10 protein-coding genes are annotated in these 16,346 nt (G+C 53.3%); 7 read left to right on the top strand and 3 right to left on the bottom strand.

Going from position 1 to position 16,346, the window contains the following annotated elements:
- Nucleotides 1–37: 37 nt before the first annotated feature.
- From guaB to SAMA_RS12320, 5 genes are all read left to right on the top strand, one after another.
- Nucleotides 38–1,504 carry an IMP dehydrogenase gene (gene guaB, locus SAMA_RS12340; protein ID WP_011760471.1) on the top strand — a complete coding sequence of 489 codons (1,467 nt, stop codon included), beginning with the start codon at nt 38–40 and terminating at the stop codon, nt 1,502–1,504.
- A 97-nt stretch (nt 1,505–1,601) separates the two neighbouring features.
- Nucleotides 1,602–3,179 (top strand): glutamine-hydrolyzing GMP synthase, encoded by a 1,578-nt coding sequence (gene guaA, locus SAMA_RS12335; protein ID WP_011760470.1) that lies wholly within the window; start codon nt 1,602–1,604, stop codon nt 3,177–3,179.
- A gap of 494 nt (nt 3,180–3,673) precedes the next feature.
- Nucleotides 3,674–4,294 (top strand): hypothetical protein, encoded by a 621-nt coding sequence (locus SAMA_RS19765; protein ID WP_232280487.1) that lies wholly within the window; start codon nt 3,674–3,676, stop codon nt 4,292–4,294.
- Nucleotides 4,295–4,421: 127 nt separating this feature from the next.
- Nucleotides 4,422–7,523: a hypothetical protein gene (locus tag SAMA_RS12325; protein WP_232280486.1), complete on the top strand. Its 3,102-nt coding sequence runs from the start codon at nt 4,422–4,424 to the stop codon at nt 7,521–7,523.
- A 166-nt stretch (nt 7,524–7,689) separates the two neighbouring features.
- Nucleotides 7,690–8,070, top strand: coding sequence for a VOC family protein (locus tag SAMA_RS12320; protein WP_011760467.1), 381 nt, complete (start codon nt 7,690–7,692; stop codon nt 8,068–8,070).
- Between the two features lie 316 nt (nt 8,071–8,386).
- Here SAMA_RS12320 and SAMA_RS19170 read toward each other — a convergent pair whose 3' ends face one another.
- Complete coding sequence (locus tag SAMA_RS19170; protein WP_011760466.1) at nt 8,387–9,253, bottom strand: GGDEF domain-containing protein; 867 nt, start codon at nt 9,251–9,253, stop codon at nt 8,387–8,389.
- 105 nt (nt 9,254–9,358) lie between these two features.
- On the opposite strand from SAMA_RS19170, the gene tadA reads away from it, so the two are divergent.
- Nucleotides 9,359–9,877, top strand: coding sequence for a tRNA adenosine(34) deaminase TadA (gene tadA / locus SAMA_RS12310; protein WP_049758010.1), 519 nt, complete (start codon nt 9,359–9,361; stop codon nt 9,875–9,877).
- A 35-nt stretch (nt 9,878–9,912) separates the two neighbouring features.
- On the opposite strand, the gene SAMA_RS19845 is transcribed toward tadA, so the two are convergent.
- On the bottom strand, nt 9,913–10,035 hold the full coding sequence (locus SAMA_RS19845) for a hypothetical protein (RefSeq protein ID WP_269571879.1): 123 nt from the start codon (nt 10,033–10,035) through the stop codon (nt 9,913–9,915).
- Between the two features lie 141 nt (nt 10,036–10,176).
- Nucleotides 10,177–11,685 carry a membrane-bound lytic murein transglycosylase MltF gene (mltF, locus tag SAMA_RS12305; RefSeq protein WP_011760464.1) on the bottom strand — a complete coding sequence of 503 codons (1,509 nt, stop codon included), beginning with the start codon at nt 11,683–11,685 and terminating at the stop codon, nt 10,177–10,179.
- Nucleotides 11,686–11,850: 165 nt separating this feature from the next.
- Between mltF and purL the strand changes: the two genes are divergently transcribed.
- Complete coding sequence (gene purL, locus SAMA_RS12300) at nt 11,851–15,732, top strand: phosphoribosylformylglycinamidine synthase (protein ID WP_011760463.1); 3,882 nt, start codon at nt 11,851–11,853, stop codon at nt 15,730–15,732.
- Nucleotides 15,733–16,346 lie beyond the last annotated feature (614 nt).

Below are 16,346 nucleotides of genomic sequence, written 5' to 3'. Positions count from 1 at the left end.
TCACCTCTACTTATCCTACCCAAGGGGAGATGTTGCAATGCTACGTTTAATCAAAGAAGCGCTGACTTTTGACGATGTGTTACTGGTCCCTGCGCACTCAACCGTCCTCCCTAATACCGCAATCCTCAAGACTCGACTGACTCAAAAAATCGAGCTCAACATTCCTCTGGTGTCTGCCGCCATGGATACCGTCACTGAAGCCCGTTTGGCAATTGCCATGGCTCAGGAAGGTGGTTTGGGCTTTATTCATAAAAACATGAGCATCGAGGCCCAGGCTGAAGAAGTCCGCAAGGTTAAAATCTACGAAGCCGGTGTGGTACAGGACCCTGTGACTGTAACTCCGGGCACCACCTTGGCTGAGCTGCGTAAGCTCACCGAGCGTAACGGCTTTGCCGGTTACCCCGTGGTGAACGAAGCCAACGAGCTGGTAGGCATCATCACTGGCCGTGACGTACGCTTTGTGACCGACTGGTCCAAAACCGTGCAGGAAGTGATGACCCCGAAAGAACGTCTGGTGACGGTTCCTGAAGGCACTAAGCTGGAAGACGTGCAAAAGCTGATGCACACCAACCGTATCGAAAAGGTACTGGTAGTAGACGACAGCTTCTGCCTTAAAGGTCTTATCACTGTTAAAGACTTCGAAAAAGCTGAACGTAAGCCAAACGCCTGTAAAGACGAGCTGGGTCGCCTGCGTGTGGGCGCCGCTGTAGGTGCCGGTGCTGGCAACGAAGAGCGTGTTGATGCCCTGGTGAAAGCCGGTGTGGACGTACTGCTTATCGACTCATCCCATGGTCACTCCGAAGGCGTGTTGCAGCGTATCCGCGACACCCGCGCCAAGTATCCAGACTTGCAAATTATCGGTGGTAACGTGGCCACAGCTGAAGGCGCACTGGCGCTGGTTGAAGCCGGTGTAAACGCAGTGAAAGTGGGTATCGGCCCCGGCTCTATCTGTACCACCCGTATCGTTACCGGTGTGGGCGTACCACAAATCACAGCCGTGTCCGATGCCGCAGCTGCCGTTAAGCACCTGAATGTACCCGTGATTGCCGACGGCGGTATCCGCTTCTCCGGTGACCTTGCCAAGGCGCTGGCTGCCGGTGCATCGTGCATTATGGCCGGCTCCATGTTTGCCGGTACCGACGAAGCCCCGGGTGAAACCGAGCTGTATCAGGGCCGCGCTTACAAGTCTTACCGCGGCATGGGTTCCCTTGGCGCCATGAGCCAGGGTTCATCCGACCGTTACTTCCAGAGCGATAACGCCGCCGACAAGCTGGTGCCCGAGGGTATCGAAGGTCGTGTGCCATACAAGGGCAAGCTCAAGGAAATCATTCACCAGCACATGGGCGGCCTGCGCTCCTGTATGGGCCTCACCGGCTGCGCCACCATCAAAGAATTGGGTGAGAAGGCCCAGTTCGTGAAGGTGACCTCTGCCGGTATGGGCGAGTCCCACGTGCACGATGTGACCATCACCAAAGAAGCCCCGAACTACCGTACCGGCGGCTGATTGAAAAGGGCGGCTGCGTGTCGCCCTTGCTGTACCTGATGTCCGGTGCTCTTCTGCACCGGAATAAGATAAATGCCAAATGAGATAAAGGTTTTCCATGAGCAACATTCATGAGCACAAGATACTTATTCTGGATTTCGGCTCTCAGTACACTCAGCTGATCGCCCGCCGTATTCGTGAAATCGGCGTGTACTGCGAACTCTGGGCCTGGGATGTGACCGAAGCGCAAATCCGTGAATTTGCCCCTAACGGTATTGTTCTGGCCGGTGGTCCCGAGTCGGTAACCGAAGATAACTCTCCCCGCGCTCCCGAGTACGTGTTCGACGCCGGTGTGCCTGTGCTGGGGATTTGCTACGGCATGCAGACCATGAGCGAGCAGCTGGGCGGTAAGGTTATTCAGGGTGTTGGCGAGCGTGAGTTCGGTTATGCCCAGGTGGAAGTACTCACCGACAGCGCACTGCTGCGTCATATCGAAGACGGTATCTCTGATGCCGGCAAGCCAGTGCTGGACGTATGGATGAGCCACGGCGACAAGGTGTCTGCCATTCCTGAAGGCTTTGTGGCCGTTGCCAAGACTGAAACCTGTCCGTTTGCCGTGATGGCCAACGAAGACAAGAAGTTTTACGGCGTACAGTTCCACCCTGAAGTGACCCACACCCGTCAGGGCAAGCGCATGCTCGAACACTTTGTGATGGACATCTGTGGCTGTGACAACAAATGGCAGCCAGCCTCCATCATCGAAGACGCCGTTGAGCGCATCAAAGCCCAGGTGGGTGACGATGAAGTGATCCTCGGCCTCTCAGGCGGTGTGGATTCATCCGTGACTGCCATGCTGCTGCACCGTGCCATCGGCGAGCGCCTGACCTGTGTGTTCGTTGACAACGGCCTTTTGCGTCTCAATGAAGCCAAGCAGGTACTGGAAATGTTCGGTGACCACTTTGGTCTCAACATCGTCCACGTGGATGCCGAAAACCGCTTCCTCGAAGCGCTCAAGGGCGAAAACGACCCAGAAGCCAAGCGTAAGATCATTGGCCGCGTATTCGTGGAAATCTTCGACGAAGAAGCCTCCAAGTGTGTTAACGCCAAGTGGCTGGCTCAGGGCACCATTTACCCTGACGTGATTGAATCTGCAGGCAGCGCCACCGGCAAGGCCCATGTGATCAAGTCACATCACAACGTGGGCGGTCTGCCGGATGACATGGAGCTGGGCTTGGTTGAGCCACTGCGGGAACTCTTCAAAGACGAAGTACGTAAGATTGGTCTGGAACTCGGCCTGCCTTACGACATGCTCTATCGCCACCCATTCCCAGGCCCGGGCCTTGGGGTGCGTGTACTGGGCGAAGTGAAGAAAGAGTACTGCGACCTTTTGCGCCGCGCTGATGCCATCTTCATCGAAGAGCTGCACCGCGCCGATCTGTACAACAAGGTCAGCCAGGCGTTCACCGTGTTCCTGCCGGTTCGCAGTGTGGGCGTGATGGGCGATGGCCGTAAGTACGACTGGGTTGTGTCGCTGCGCGCCGTCGAAACCATCGACTTTATGACTGCACACTGGGCGCACCTGCCATATGATTTCCTTGGCCGCGTTTCCAACCGCATCATCAACGAAGTCGACGGCATCTCCCGCGTGGTGTATGACATCTCCGGCAAGCCACCTGCCACCATCGAGTGGGAATAAGCCTGAGGCTTATCTGGGCTAACCCTCTAAAAAGGCGCTTCGGCGCCTTTTTTATTTGAACTCTAATCAAGCTTCCTACTTTGGGTTTTGTTGATGATTTTGTAGGCCACTTGGACAATAACTTGGCCAAACTGCGTTTGGTAAAAGTCGCGGCCTTCCAGCCCGCCTCCGGGCAAGGGGTATTGCTTGTCCAATACCCCTTGCATCCCCAAGGACACCCCACCGATGCTGACAGCCCCTCGGCCTTTTGGGGAAAATGGCCACCACAACAGACTCGCGTCCTGCTCGACTGTTGTTACCTCGGCATCAATGTCTCGATTGCTGCCATTTTCTCCCAACGCCCTCGGCAGCATCGGAACGGGGAAGTGGTCACTACACCCTGTGCAATTTGCACGATGCTGATGGAAACGAAGGATGGCCGCTTTACCTCTGCGTCTAACTGCTATTAAATGAGATGGCTCCCTAATGCTAAGTTGTTCTAAAAAGGTGAAATAGTGACAATATTTGACATGGAGAAAGACGACTTACTCAGGCTATCTGATACTCAGCTTGAAGAGTTGCTCGCTCGCCTCGCTGAGGCTGAAGTGGCTGCGAATGGTCATAGTCCCGCATGGGTTAGTTGGTCAGGTTCAATCAATGCTCCCGATGGTGGCATTGATATCCACGTTCAAATACCTGTTGCTCAGCTGAACACTGGATTTCTTGAAAGGGCCGATACGATCCTGCAGGCAAAAAAACACTCGATGCCGAATGGTGCCATCACCAAGGAAATGACCACCAACGGGGTGCTAACAGCGACGATCTCAGAGCAGGCTTCAAAGGGGGGAAGCTACATCATCGTCAGCTTAAATGATGATTGTTCTCCTACCATGATGAAAGACCACCTCGCAGCGATGCGAAATGCCGTGAAGGATGACACCTGCGGTAGCAATATTCACCTTGATTTCTACGATCGCTCGAAACTGATTCAATGGTTGCGCCAGCATCCTTGTCATGCTGTGGGTCAAGGGAAAGCTCGGTCAGGGATACTCAGGTTGGCAGCCATACGGGGCTTGGAGCAATCCACCACAAGGTGTCATAGATACTCTTATTTCTGCCCCTGGAGTGACGATTAAACTGCCGTCAGGAATGGGCCAAAATCTCAGTATTGAGGATGCTATCAATCCCATGCGGGATCTAATCAGGTCGACTAACAAGGCTGTTCGTATCACAGGGTTGTCTGGCGTAGGAAAAACCAGAATCGTGCAGGCGCTCTTTGATGAAACGATTGGCACGGGCGCTCTCGACCGAACCATAGCTGTCTACGTTGATACCGGTGCCGAGCCTGAACCATCTGCAACGGCGATGCTAGATAGACTAATTGCCGAGGGGCGACGAGCAATTATGGTCCTCGATAATTGCCCATCAGAACTACACTCTTCACTGGCCAGCAAAGTATCAGCCACAAGTGGTAAGGTAAGCCTCATCACGGTTGAGTATGACATCAGAGACGATAAGCCGCAGACGACTGAAGTAATACACATAGAGGCGGTCGGGCCGGAGGTGGCCGAACAGCTTGTAAATCGCCGCTTCCCTGGCATCGGTCAGATTAACGCCCGCCGAATAGCTGTGTTTGCAGATGGGAATGCAAGGGTGGCCCTGGCAATCGCCGAGAGGGTAGAGGAAGGCGAGAGCTTGGCCCAACTTTCTGACACCCAGTTGTTTAACCGCTTGTTTGAACAGCGCAACCATCCAGACGAAAATCTTCGGGAACAAGCTGAAATACTGTCTCTGGTATATTCGTTCTCGGTATCAATTCCTAAAGACGCTCACTGCGAGTTGGAAGTGCTGAGTTCGCTATCGGGATATTCCCAGACCCAATTGTTTCGAACTGTCAGCAAGTTATTGGACCGTCATGTCGTACAGAAGAGGGGGTATTGGAGGGCAATACTGCCCCATGCCATTGCGAATAAACTGGCTGCATCTGCACTTAATAGTATCCCGATTGAACAACTCAGGTTGACCTTTGAAGCCGCTGGCCGACAACGTTTGCTACTGTCGTTCGCACACAGGTTGGGGCTGTTACACGATCACTCAGTGGCGAAAGAGATCGTTGAGGCTTGGCTTCAGCCAGATGGGCTGCTGGGGCGGATGACAGAGTTGAACGAAATGTCAGCACGAATGCTGGCCTATATCGGCCCGGTTGCGCCTGAAGCACTGCTCGACAGGATCGAAGCCGAGCTTACCGCCTCTGATTTTAAAGGTATGAAGCCGAGTTATAATTCACGGCGGACAACCATTCTCAATCTTTTACAATCACTGGCGTACGAACCAAATGCCTTTGAGCGTTGCGTTAGACTTTTAATTCGTGTGGCGGATTTTGAAGAAGAGAGCAACAACTACGACGCAGCTCGCAATAGAATCACGCGATTTTTCCAACCATATCTGTCTGGCACGCATGCGTCTTTGGAACAGCGCATTGCGATCATGAATGAATGTCTTTCATCAGACGTTGCGGGACGAAGGTCGTTGGGTTTTGAGATGCTCTCGACTGCCCTAGATGGGCCGCCGTGGTCAGGGTCTGGTATGAACGAATTTGGTGCTCGCCCAAGAGACTATGGCTTTTACCCTAATCACTATGAGCTGGTGGAGTGGCGCAACGCCTTTATCGAAGTTGCAGTGCGGTTGGGAATCGCTGGCAATCTTGATTTTGAAGTCCCTGCACGACAGATCCTGGCGGACAAATTTAGAATAATGTGGCGCCAAAAAGGGATGAGGGACAAGCTTGTCGATGCTGCTCGCCAGCTTCATTCCCATCATCCTTGGAACGAGGGTTGGAAAGCTGTTCGTTCCACGATTTATATCGACTACACCAAGCGTAAAGACAAGGATGGTTTTGAGGTGCTACCGGAAAACCTTGTCGCACTGGAGAAGGAGTTGGAGCCTCAGGACTTGATTTCATCAATTCTGACATTTGTCCTGGGTCAGGGGCATGACTATTGGGCCCTTGATCCCGATTTTGATCATGAAAGCACTATTAAATACGGTGAAGTTTCGAAAAGACTAGATGCCAAGGCACTTAAATTGGGTGAGGACTTTGCTGCATCAGACCATACGCTTGACGAGTTGGGTCCCAATTTGTTCTCCAATAATTGGATGCCCTATCGAGCCGTATTCGGGAGAGGACTGGCAAAAGGGGCTTTAGATAGGAGAGTTGGTTGGCTTCTGCTAGTTGAACAATTGAAACATCAGCCAGGGGCCAACAGAAATTTTGCAGTGTTTTGCGGCTTCATTGACGAAATTGATTCTGTCGATTCTTTATTAGCACAAGAGCTACTTGACGAATGCGCACTGCATCCTGAACTTAGACACGTATTGGTCGACTTGCATCCCCAACGGGAGTTCACAGAAACCGATTTGGATCGCTGCATCGCGATTCTGGATGACCCTGACATTCATCCTCACATGTATGGACCAATCTTATGGAGGGGGTCGTATGCAAATTTGCCCAGAGAGCGTGTTCTCAATCTTGCTCAGCGACTGCTAAGTAAACCGAACGGCGATAATGTTGTTTTGGATGCCCTAAGCATGAGGGAACATGGCAAAGATAAAACTGTGGATACGCTTGGTTCTGACTTTCGGCAGATAGGCCTAAGGGCTGCAATACAAAGGATCCTAAGAGGTGGGCAAGATTCCGGCGGATCTATAGACCATCACATGGAGTGTGTAGTCGGAGCAGCTTTGCGCTTTGATGGCAATGAAACCGAAAAGTTGGAGTGGATGAATACTATTTTTGCGGTTGTAGATGAACGCTATGGTTACGTTTATGCCTTTGAAAATGCAATTGAGACCACCGCTGCATTGATGCCAGAAGCGTTCCTTAATCGCGTCTTTGAGGGCACAGAAGAACAACAACATCGACGACAGTTTTTTATTAGCCATGAAGGCCTGCATGGCTCTCCTCTCGCAAAAATTAATGTGGAAGTATTGCTTGAGTGGTGCCGTGCCAGAGACGATAGCAGCGTGTGGGCTTCTGTCGCTGCGGGTATCAGCCTTTGGTCAAATGATGGAGAGCTGGGGATTGTTACTATGTCGGTTTCAGCCACTAGGCTGCTGGAAGCTGCTCCTGAGCCAGCATCTATCCTAGAGGTATTCGCCGAGCGTGTCACGCCTTCATCTTGCTCAGGTAGCCTAGCAGATGCGATGCAAGTCAGAGCGGATGCGATTGTCACGTTGGTTGAGCACAAAAGCCCGGAGATCGCTGAGGCTGCTAAATCAGTGTCAGCAAAGCTGATTGAGCGGATTAAATACGAGAAGTTGCGAGAACAGCAAATTGATGAGGATCGTGAACAGCGGTTTGAGTGAAGACATATTAAGCAAACGTCAGAAATGAATGAGCAGTGACTCTATTTGCCCATGTATTGGCAGAACGAATTAAACGCGGGTAGTGGGCTTGCAAAGCCAGTGGCGCAGTCGTTGAATAAATGACTCACTTTCATGTCTGGATTTAGAAACAGGGAACAGTTCGCTTATGAAGATTGACCACATCACCCTTTTGGTGTCATCGCTGGAAATAAGCATGCCTTACTACGAGCAATTACTGCCCTTGCTCGGTTTTTCAAAAAAGAAAAACCACATCTGGACGGATGGTGAGGGCTTTTTCTTTCAATTCCTGCAGGCAAAAACGGGTACCTCAGCCTATGAGCGTTACGGCGCCGGCATGAATCACCTGGGCTTTGGCGCCTCATTGCCTGAGCAGGTTTATGGGGTGCGCGCCGCCATGGCGGAGGCGGGGTTTGAGGTGCCTGAGGTGCAAAATCTCGGTGGTGCCGTCGCCCTGTTTATGAAAGACCCTGACGGGGTGCGCTTCGAAGTCACCTATTACCCACCGGGGATGGCTGTGGTTGATTAACCTCTGTGGGTGTACTGCTTTCTCCTCAGTGCCCGTGTTCGACCAACAACAATCATGAAATCATTTTCTTATAAAGGGCTGCGACCTTTGGAAGCGTGAAACGTCAGAAGGTGCAGCACAGTGCCTTAGCCGACGGCAGACCGAGATTACCTCTACACTAACCAGCCAGGACCTGCTCTGTACCGTTCGCTCCGATACTTTTGGGGTTGAGAGGTGTTCATGTGAGTCATGGCTATGGTTCGCCGTTTATTGCCCCACTTCCATTGGCGCTGAATTGATATCGCTATCCCAATCGCGGCGCAGAATAACGCTGCGTTTATACTGCCACTTCAATTCGGTTACGGCCGCTGTCTTTTGCACGGTAAAGCGCTTCATCTGCGGCCTTAAGCGCCTTTTCGAGGCCTCCATGATTGGGTGATACACAGGTAAGCCCCGCACTGATGGTGATATTGATGGCCTGACCATTGAGATTGAAATGGCTGGACTCAACCAGTTGGCGCAAGGCTTCCATTCTTTTGCTTGCCTGTGCCAACTCGGCTTGCCTGAACTCCAGTAAAAACTCCTCGCCTCCCCAACGGAAAAACTGGTCATCTTCACGTATATGGTTGCTGATAAGTTTGGCAAGCTCAACCAGCACAAAGTCACCGGCATCGTGGCCATAGGTATCATTGATGCGCTTGAAGTGGTCCACATCCACAAGAGCAAACACGGTGCTGCCGCTGTGCGTTTTGGGTGCTTTGAAGGCGCGGCGGTTCAGGGCGCCGGTAAGGGGATCGGTGGCGGCAATTTTTTTAAGCAAACTTTGCTGCACTAACTGATGATGAAAGAGCAGCAATAAGCCGGTGGCTGAGAGGAGAAGCCCGATTGACTGCAATACGTCTTCTACAAAGGCAAATTCTGTTGGCACTGTGATTTCATCCAACCAGTCCATCAGGCTGGCAAAGAAGGAGATGATTGCACCGCTAAGGAGCAGGACATAGCTGTAGGTGAGGTGGCGTATGTAGTGGCAGCTGAACATAATCACCAACCAGAAGAGCACAGGCACACTCTCGAGGAGTAATTCAAGGTGCTTTAGCTGAGGCTGATGCTCTGTCCACTTAAGATACAAGGCTGCATAAAGGAGTCCGAGGATCAGAGTAAGATATTGAATGTATAAGTGTCCGGATTGCTTATGAAAATGCATTAGCAGCGGCCTTTGAAATGTCTGACTAAAGTCTAGCCACAGCCGCAGATTTTGCCAGGTAAGGGAGGCGGCAGTTATACTGTGCCCATTAAAATTGGGGTGGAAATGACATTGCAACAAACAGAGCTGGACAAGCATTTTATGTCGCTTGCACTTGAGGCTGCCAAAGAGGCCGAGGCAAGGGGGGAAGTCCCCGTTGGGGCCGTCCTGGTAAGAGAAGGGCTGGTCATTGCGACCGGCTATAACCACAATATTGGTCTTAACGATCCCAGCGCCCATGCAGAGATGCAGTGCCTGCGGGAAGCCGGGCGTATGCTGGGCAATTATCGTCTGCTGGATACCACTCTTTATGTCACCCTTGAGCCCTGCGCCATGTGTGCCGGTGTGATGGTGCACAGTCGTATTGAACGCCTGGTGTTTGGCGCAAAAGACGAGAAAACCGGCGCCGCCGGCAGTGTGGTGGATTTGGTCAGGCACCCAGCCTTTAACCATCAAATACAGGTGGAGGAAGGTGTGTTGGCCGAGGAATGCTCTGGCATGCTCAGCGATTTCTTCCGTCGTCGCCGTAAAGAGCAAAAAGCCCTTAAGCAGGCTGCCCGTGACACGCAGTCTGCTTCGGAATAAAAATAGGGTGGAAAGTGGGCGCAGGCCCTGTGCGATTAGTCTTCGGTTTGAATAAGACTGAAGAAGAGTTTTTGTCTGCGCAGTAAACGACTGTGGCGGAACTTGACCAGAGTGCGGCGTCTTGCTGCTGTACGGTTATTGATGATTTTTCTTTTCATGTAAGGCCCCTTGTAACTCATTGGTCCTTAACGGCCAATTCTTTTTCTATACCGCACATTAGCAGTGGTCTGTGATACTGGCAAGAGCAGGGGATCACAGCCACAGTCGCGGTGGTGAAATTCTGTTCATCAGTAAAGGGGTTATTCGCGGGGAGCCGCGGTTGGTGGCTCTGCGCCACTGCTGGCGGCGGTTTCTTCTACCTGAATTTCATCCGGAAGCTGTGGCTCATCTTTGGGTTTTTGATTGTCGACCCAAACCAGAGTGTCGTAATAGCGGCGGATGGAGTCCACATAGTGCACAGCTTCACCGCCTCTGGCATAACCATAACGGGTTTGGCTGTAAAACTTCCTTTTTTGCAGCAATGGCAATACCTGTTTCACATCCCGCCAGGCGCTGGGATTTAGCCCCTGCGCTTCAGCCAGCCTGCGTGCATCCTCCAAATGACCCAAACCTATGTTGTAGGCGGCCAGCGCAAACCACATCCGCTGATTTTCGGGGATGGATTCCGGCAGGCGATTTATCAAGTCCCGCAGATAATCGGCGCCACCACGGATGCTTTGGCGCGGGTCGAGGCGATTGGTCACCCCCAACTGGCTGGCGGTGGCATTGGTCAGCATCATCATGCCACGTACCCCGGTAGGAGAGCGGGCATTGGGGTTCCAGTGTGACTCCTGATAACTGGCTGCGGCCAGCTTTCGCCAGTCCAAATCACCGGCATATTCTTCAAACAAAGGCCGGTAACGGGGCAGTTTGGCATCGATGGCGCGGATAAAAGCGCGGGTGTCGACATAATCGAAACGCTTCACGTGGCCGAAGTATTTTTCATTGAGATGGGCCAGGGTGCCGGCACGTTTTTCCTGGTGCCAGAAGGCCAGCAGCTTGCTCATCAGGGCATCGCTATTTTGAGCAGGCAACAGCCAGACCACAGGTACCTTTTCCTCCAGCACCAGGCCGCTTCTGAGCTCCGGCATATAGCGGCGGTTAATGTCCAGACTGGTTGATTGCGCCAGGGTGTAATTGAGCTCGCCACTGGCAATCATGGCAATGAGCTCGTCGTTGTCTTTTTCGCTGGTTTGCTCCCAGCTCAGATTTGTATGGGTTTGCTGCAGCCTCGTGAGGGTTTCCACAAACGCCGAATCGGCCACCACAGTGAGATTGCCGCTGAGCTGTTCTATGGATTCCGGCGCCCTGTTACCCTGACGGTACACCACTACCTGGTCCACCCGGTAAAGGGGCGGTCCCATACGAAAACGATTGCGGCGGTTGGGGCTTTCGGTGATACCGGCGGCAATCAGGTCAATTTCGCCTTTGGCCAACGCATCATAAAGCTCGCTTCTGTTGCTGTATGGCTGCATTTCCAAAGGTTTACCCAAATAGTCGGCAAACTTCTGGGCCAGCTCATAATCAAAGCCGGACAGGCCCTGGCCCGAACTCATGTAGATCTGTGCACCGTACAGGGTGCCCACGCGAAGTGTCTCGGCTTCTGCTTTGGGTTGTGGTGCGTCCACAACAAGGCCTGGTGGCTGACAGGCTGTCAGCACCAGTACACTCGTCAGCAGAAAAAGGACTCGTCTTAATCTAATCAATAAATTAACCCCAGGAAATTCAGTCAAGACTGGTCGAAAACGGCGCAATTCTACCCGATGCATCCTGAGCCCTTGCTGAACAGTCCGGCAATCCGTGCCAGAACCGGAACCCAATATTACAGGAAACACTGTTTTGAGTAAGCATGGCAGGTGATTTACGGGGCGCATTTCCCTATAATAGCGCCACCTCTGACCCTGTAATTATAAAAAGTAAGGTGAATTGACGTGATGGAGATCATCCGTGGAGCTCCTGCACTCTCGGCGTTTAGAGTGCAAAAGCTGATGGAAGCCTGTGAAAATGCAGCACTTCCTGTACGCCAAATCTATGCCGAATATATCCATTTGGCGGACTTGAACGAGGCGCTCAATGCTACCGAGCAAGAAAGACTCGGCAAGATCCTGACCTACGGTCCCGCCATTGAGCCCCATGCCCCCACAGGAACCCTCCTGTTTGTCACTCCCCGCCCCGGCACCATCTCTCCCTGGTCCTCCAAAGCTACCGACATCGCTCACAATTGTGGCCTTGACAAGATCAAGCGTCTGGAGCGTGGTGTTGCTTACTATGTTGAGTCGGATGCCCTGAGCGATGCTCAGACCAAGGAGCTCAAAGCCCTGATCCACGACCGCATGGTAGAAGTGGTGCTGGCGAGCTTTGACGATGCCGCTGTGCTGTTTGCCCACACCGAGCCCAAGCCTTTTACCAGCGTCAACATCCTCGGCGAAGGCCGCGCCGCGCTGGAAGTGGCCAACCGCAACATGGGTCTGGCACTGGCGGAAGATGAAATCGACTATCTGGTGGAAAACTTCACCCGCCTGGGTCGTAACCCCAACGACATCGAGCTGATGATGTTTGCCCAGGCAAACTCTGAGCACTGTCGTCACAAGATTTTCAACGCCGATTGGACCATCGACGGCGCAGAGCAGCCCAAGTCGCTGTTCAAAATGATCAAAAACACCTTCGAAACCACCCCGGACAATGTGCTGTCTGCCTATAAGGATAACGCCGCCGTGATGGTGGGTACCGAGGCTGGCCGCTTCTTCCCGGACGCCGACGGTGTTTACAACTACCATCAGGAGCCGGTTCATATCCTGATGAAGGTGGAAACCCACAACCACCCAACTGCTATCAGCCCCTACCCGGGTGCTGCCACCGGCTCCGGTGGTGAAATCCGTGACGAAGGTGCAACCGGCCGCGGCGCCAAGCCAAAGGCGGGTTTGACCGGTTTCAGCGTATCCAACCTGAAGATCCCGGGCTTTGTGCAGCCTTGGGAAGGCAACTATGGCAAGCCAGACCGCATAGTAACAGCGCTGGATATCATGACCGAAGGCCCTCTGGGCGGTGCTGCCTTTAACAACGAGTTTGGCCGTCCGGCGCTTTTGGGTTACTTCCGTACCTACGAGCAGGAAGTATCGAGCCACAACGGCGTAGAAGTGCGTGGTTACCACAAGCCCATCATGCTCGCCGGTGGTATTGGTAACATCCGCGAAGACCATGTGCAGAAAGGTGAAATCACCGTTGGCGCCAAGCTGATAGTGCTGGGTGGCCCTGCGATGAACATTGGCCTTGGCGGCGGCGCCGCTTCTTCCATGGCCTCGGGCCAGTCCAGCGAAGATCTCGATTTTGCTTCTGTACAGCGCGACAACCCAGAGATGGAGCGTCGCTGTCAGGAAGTCATCGACCGCTGCTGGCAGATGGGTGACAAGAACCCTATCCAGTTTATCCACGACGTGGGTGCTGGTGGTTTGTCCAACGCCCTGCCTGAGCTGGTGAACGATGGCGACCGCGGTGGCCGTTTCGAGCTGCGCAAGGTGCTGTGCGACGAACGCGGCATGAGCCCGCTGGAAATCTGGTGTAACGAGTCCCAGGAGCGTTATGTGCTGTCTGTGGCTGCCGAAGATCTCGACACCTTCGCCGCCATCTGTGAGCGTGAGCGTGCGCCATTTGCCGTAGTGGGTGAAGCCACTGCCGAGCCGCACTTAAGCCTCAATGACGAGCATTTCGGTAACACCCCAATCGATTTGCCACTGGAAGTGCTTTTGGGCAAGCCGCCCAAGATGAGCCGCCAGGTGGAAAGCAAAAAGGCGGTAAGTCCTGCACTGGATCAGAGCAAGATTGCCGTAGGTGAAGCCGTCAAGCGCGTACTGTCACTGCCAACTGTGGCCGACAAGACCTTCCTTATTACCATCGGTGACCGCACCGTGACAGGCCTTGTGGCCCGCGACCAGCTGGTTGGCCCATGGCAGGTGCCTGTGGCTGACTGCGCCGTAACCGCCGCCACCTTCGACACCTATGCCGGTGAAGCCATGTCCATGGGCGAGCGCACGCCGCTGGCACTGCTGGACTTTGGCGCATCTGCCCGCATGGCGGTGGCCGAGTCCATTATGAACATCGCCGGTGCCGACATTGGCTCGTTCAAGCGCATTAAGCTCTCTGCCAACTGGATGGCCGCTGCCGGTCACCCGGGTGAAGACGCAGGTCTCTATGAAGCGGTAAAAGCCGTGGGCGAAGAGCTGTGTCCTGAGCTTGAACTCACCATCCCTGTGGGCAAGGACTCCATGTCCATGAAGACCGCCTGGGAAGTGAACGGCGAGAAGAAAGCCGTGACCGCGCCTATGAGCCTTATTATCTCTGCCTTCGGCGCAGTGAATGATGTGCGCAATACCGTGACCCCGGAGCTTCGCTGTGACAAGGGTGATACCAGCATCCTCTTTATCGACCTTGCCAATGGTCAAAACCGCCTCGGTGGTTCGTGCCTGGCGCAGGTGTTTGGTGAGCTGGGTGATGTGGCCCCGGATCTGGATAACGCCGCCAGTCTGCGCGGTTTCTTCGAGACCATGCAGAAGCTCGTTGCCGCCAAGCAGGTGATGGCATACCACGACAAGAGTGACGGTGGTCTGTTCACTACGCTCGTGGAAATGGCCTTTGCCGGTAACACGGGTCTGGACATCAACCTGGCTGGAATCGCAGGCTCGGATCTTGAGCGTCTCTTCAACGAAGAGCTCGGCGGTGTTATTCAGGTAAGTAAAGCCGATGAAGCTGCTGTACGCAGCGCCTTCGAAGCCGCCGGTCTTGCCGTACACGCCGTTGCCAAGTTGAACACTGATGGTCAGGTGCGTATCCACGATGGCGAGCGTCTGGTGTTTGAAGACAGCCGCGTAGCACTGCGCACTGTGTGGTCCGAGACTACCTACCGCATGCAGGCCCTGCGTGATAACCCTGAGTGTGCCCGCCAGGAGTTTGAACTTAAGCAGAAGGCCGACGAGCCGGGTCTGACCGTGAAGCTTGGCTTCGACCCAAGCGAAGACGTGGCAGCGCCTTATATCCTCAAGGGCGCCGCGCCCAAGATGGCGATTCTGCGCGAGCAGGGCGTAAACTCCCATGTGGAGATGGCGGCCGCGTTTGATAGAGCCGGTTTTGAGAGCCGCGACGTGCACATGTCTGACATCCTCTCTGGCCGTATCAGCCTGGAAGAATTCCAGGGTCTGGTAGCCTGTGGCGGCTTCTCTTACGGTGACGTGCTCGGCGCAGGTGAAGGCTGGGCCAAGTCCATCCTCTTTAACCAGCGTGCCCGCGATGAGTTCAGCCGCTTCTTCGAGCGCGACAGCAGCTTCGCCCTCGGTGTATGTAACGGTTGTCAGATGATGTCGAACCTTAAAGACATCATCCCCGGTGCCGAGCACTGGCCACGTTTCGTGCGTAACCGCTCTGAGCGCTTTGAAGCCCGCTTCAGTCTGGTAGAAGTGCAGTCGAGTCCATCGCTGTTCTTCTCTGGTATGGAAGGCTCACGCATGCCAATCGCCGTATCTCACGGTGAAGGTTTTGCCGAGTTCGCCAACGCCGAAGCGTTGGCCCGCGCCGAAGCCACAGGCACAGTGGCGCTGCGTTACGTGAACGGTCATGGCGAAATCGCCACCCAGTACCCGCAGAACCCCAATGGCTCGCCAAACGGCCTGACCGGTATCACCACCCTGGATGGCCGCGTGACCATCATGATGCCGCACCCTGAGCGGGTATTCCGCACTGTGGCCAACTCCTGGCACCCGGACAACTGGGGCGAGGACAGCCCATGGATGCGCATGTTCCGTAACGCCCGGGTGAAACTGGGTTAATCGGTACTGATGTTCAGCCAATAAAGCTGACAAAAAGGAGCGATGAGAATCGCTCCTTTTTTTATTTGGTTAACAATCTGAATTTTAATATTTATTTCTCGAACTTTTTTGCGAGTTTTTCGGGGTTGAGACTTTTGCAACTTCAACGTCAATTTGTCCCTGAAGTCGCCATATCCCAAATCACGCCCATAAAAAAATGCCCCGCACCTTTTCAGGGAGGGGCCGTTTTGCGCTAACAAAACATCAATTCACTTCAAGGGAAATCGGTTACTGCTTACAGCGGACGAGCGTTGTAAAGTTCAACGAAAACGCGCTTATAAGCCTTAATCACACGGTCAAAGAAGTTTTTCATGGCACATCTCCACAGTCAGTTTCAGGGGTTGCGGAGTGAGCCCCGGAACACGTCAATTGGGGGCATCTCCTCGACTTGTGCGTATATTAGCCAGTCATCTCGTTAGTCTCAAACGAGAAAAATTGAAATTATTCATTAAAAAAACTTATCAACTAAAATGGTGTTGCGTATTAAATTGTAAATAAATAAATTAAAAACAATGGCATATGATTTGTTTTCGTTATTTTGTTGTAGATATATTTATGTTTTATCGCATTTCTCC

Source organism: Shewanella amazonensis SB2B, from assembly GCF_000015245.1.
GTDB classification, from domain to species: Bacteria; Pseudomonadota; Gammaproteobacteria; order Enterobacterales; family Shewanellaceae; genus Shewanella; species Shewanella amazonensis.
The sequence above is the reverse complement of the archived record's forward strand: the minus strand, read 5'-3'. Positions and strand labels throughout refer to the sequence as shown.

Excerpts from the sequence above, each read along its gene's own strand:
- guaB (WP_011760471.1), top strand. The coding sequence starts at position 38 with ATGCTACGTTTAATCAAAGAAGCGCTGACTTTTGACGATGTGTTACTG.
- guaA (WP_011760470.1), top strand. The coding sequence starts at position 1,602 with ATGAGCAACATTCATGAGCACAAGATACTTATTCTGGATTTCGGCTCT.
- SAMA_RS12320 (WP_011760467.1), top strand. The coding sequence starts at position 7,690 with ATGAAGATTGACCACATCACCCTTTTGGTGTCATCGCTGGAAATAAGC.
- SAMA_RS19170 (WP_011760466.1), bottom strand. The coding sequence starts at position 9,253 with ATGCATTTTCATAAGCAATCCGGACACTTATACATTCAATATCTTACT.
- tadA (WP_049758010.1), top strand. The coding sequence starts at position 9,359 with ATGACATTGCAACAAACAGAGCTGGACAAGCATTTTATGTCGCTTGCA.
- SAMA_RS19845 (WP_269571879.1), bottom strand. The coding sequence starts at position 10,035 with ATGAAAAGAAAAATCATCAATAACCGTACAGCAGCAAGACGCCGCACT.
- mltF (WP_011760464.1), bottom strand. The coding sequence starts at position 11,685 with ATGCATCGGGTAGAATTGCGCCGTTTTCGACCAGTCTTGACTGAATTT.
- purL (WP_011760463.1), top strand. The coding sequence starts at position 11,851 with ATGGAGATCATCCGTGGAGCTCCTGCACTCTCGGCGTTTAGAGTGCAA.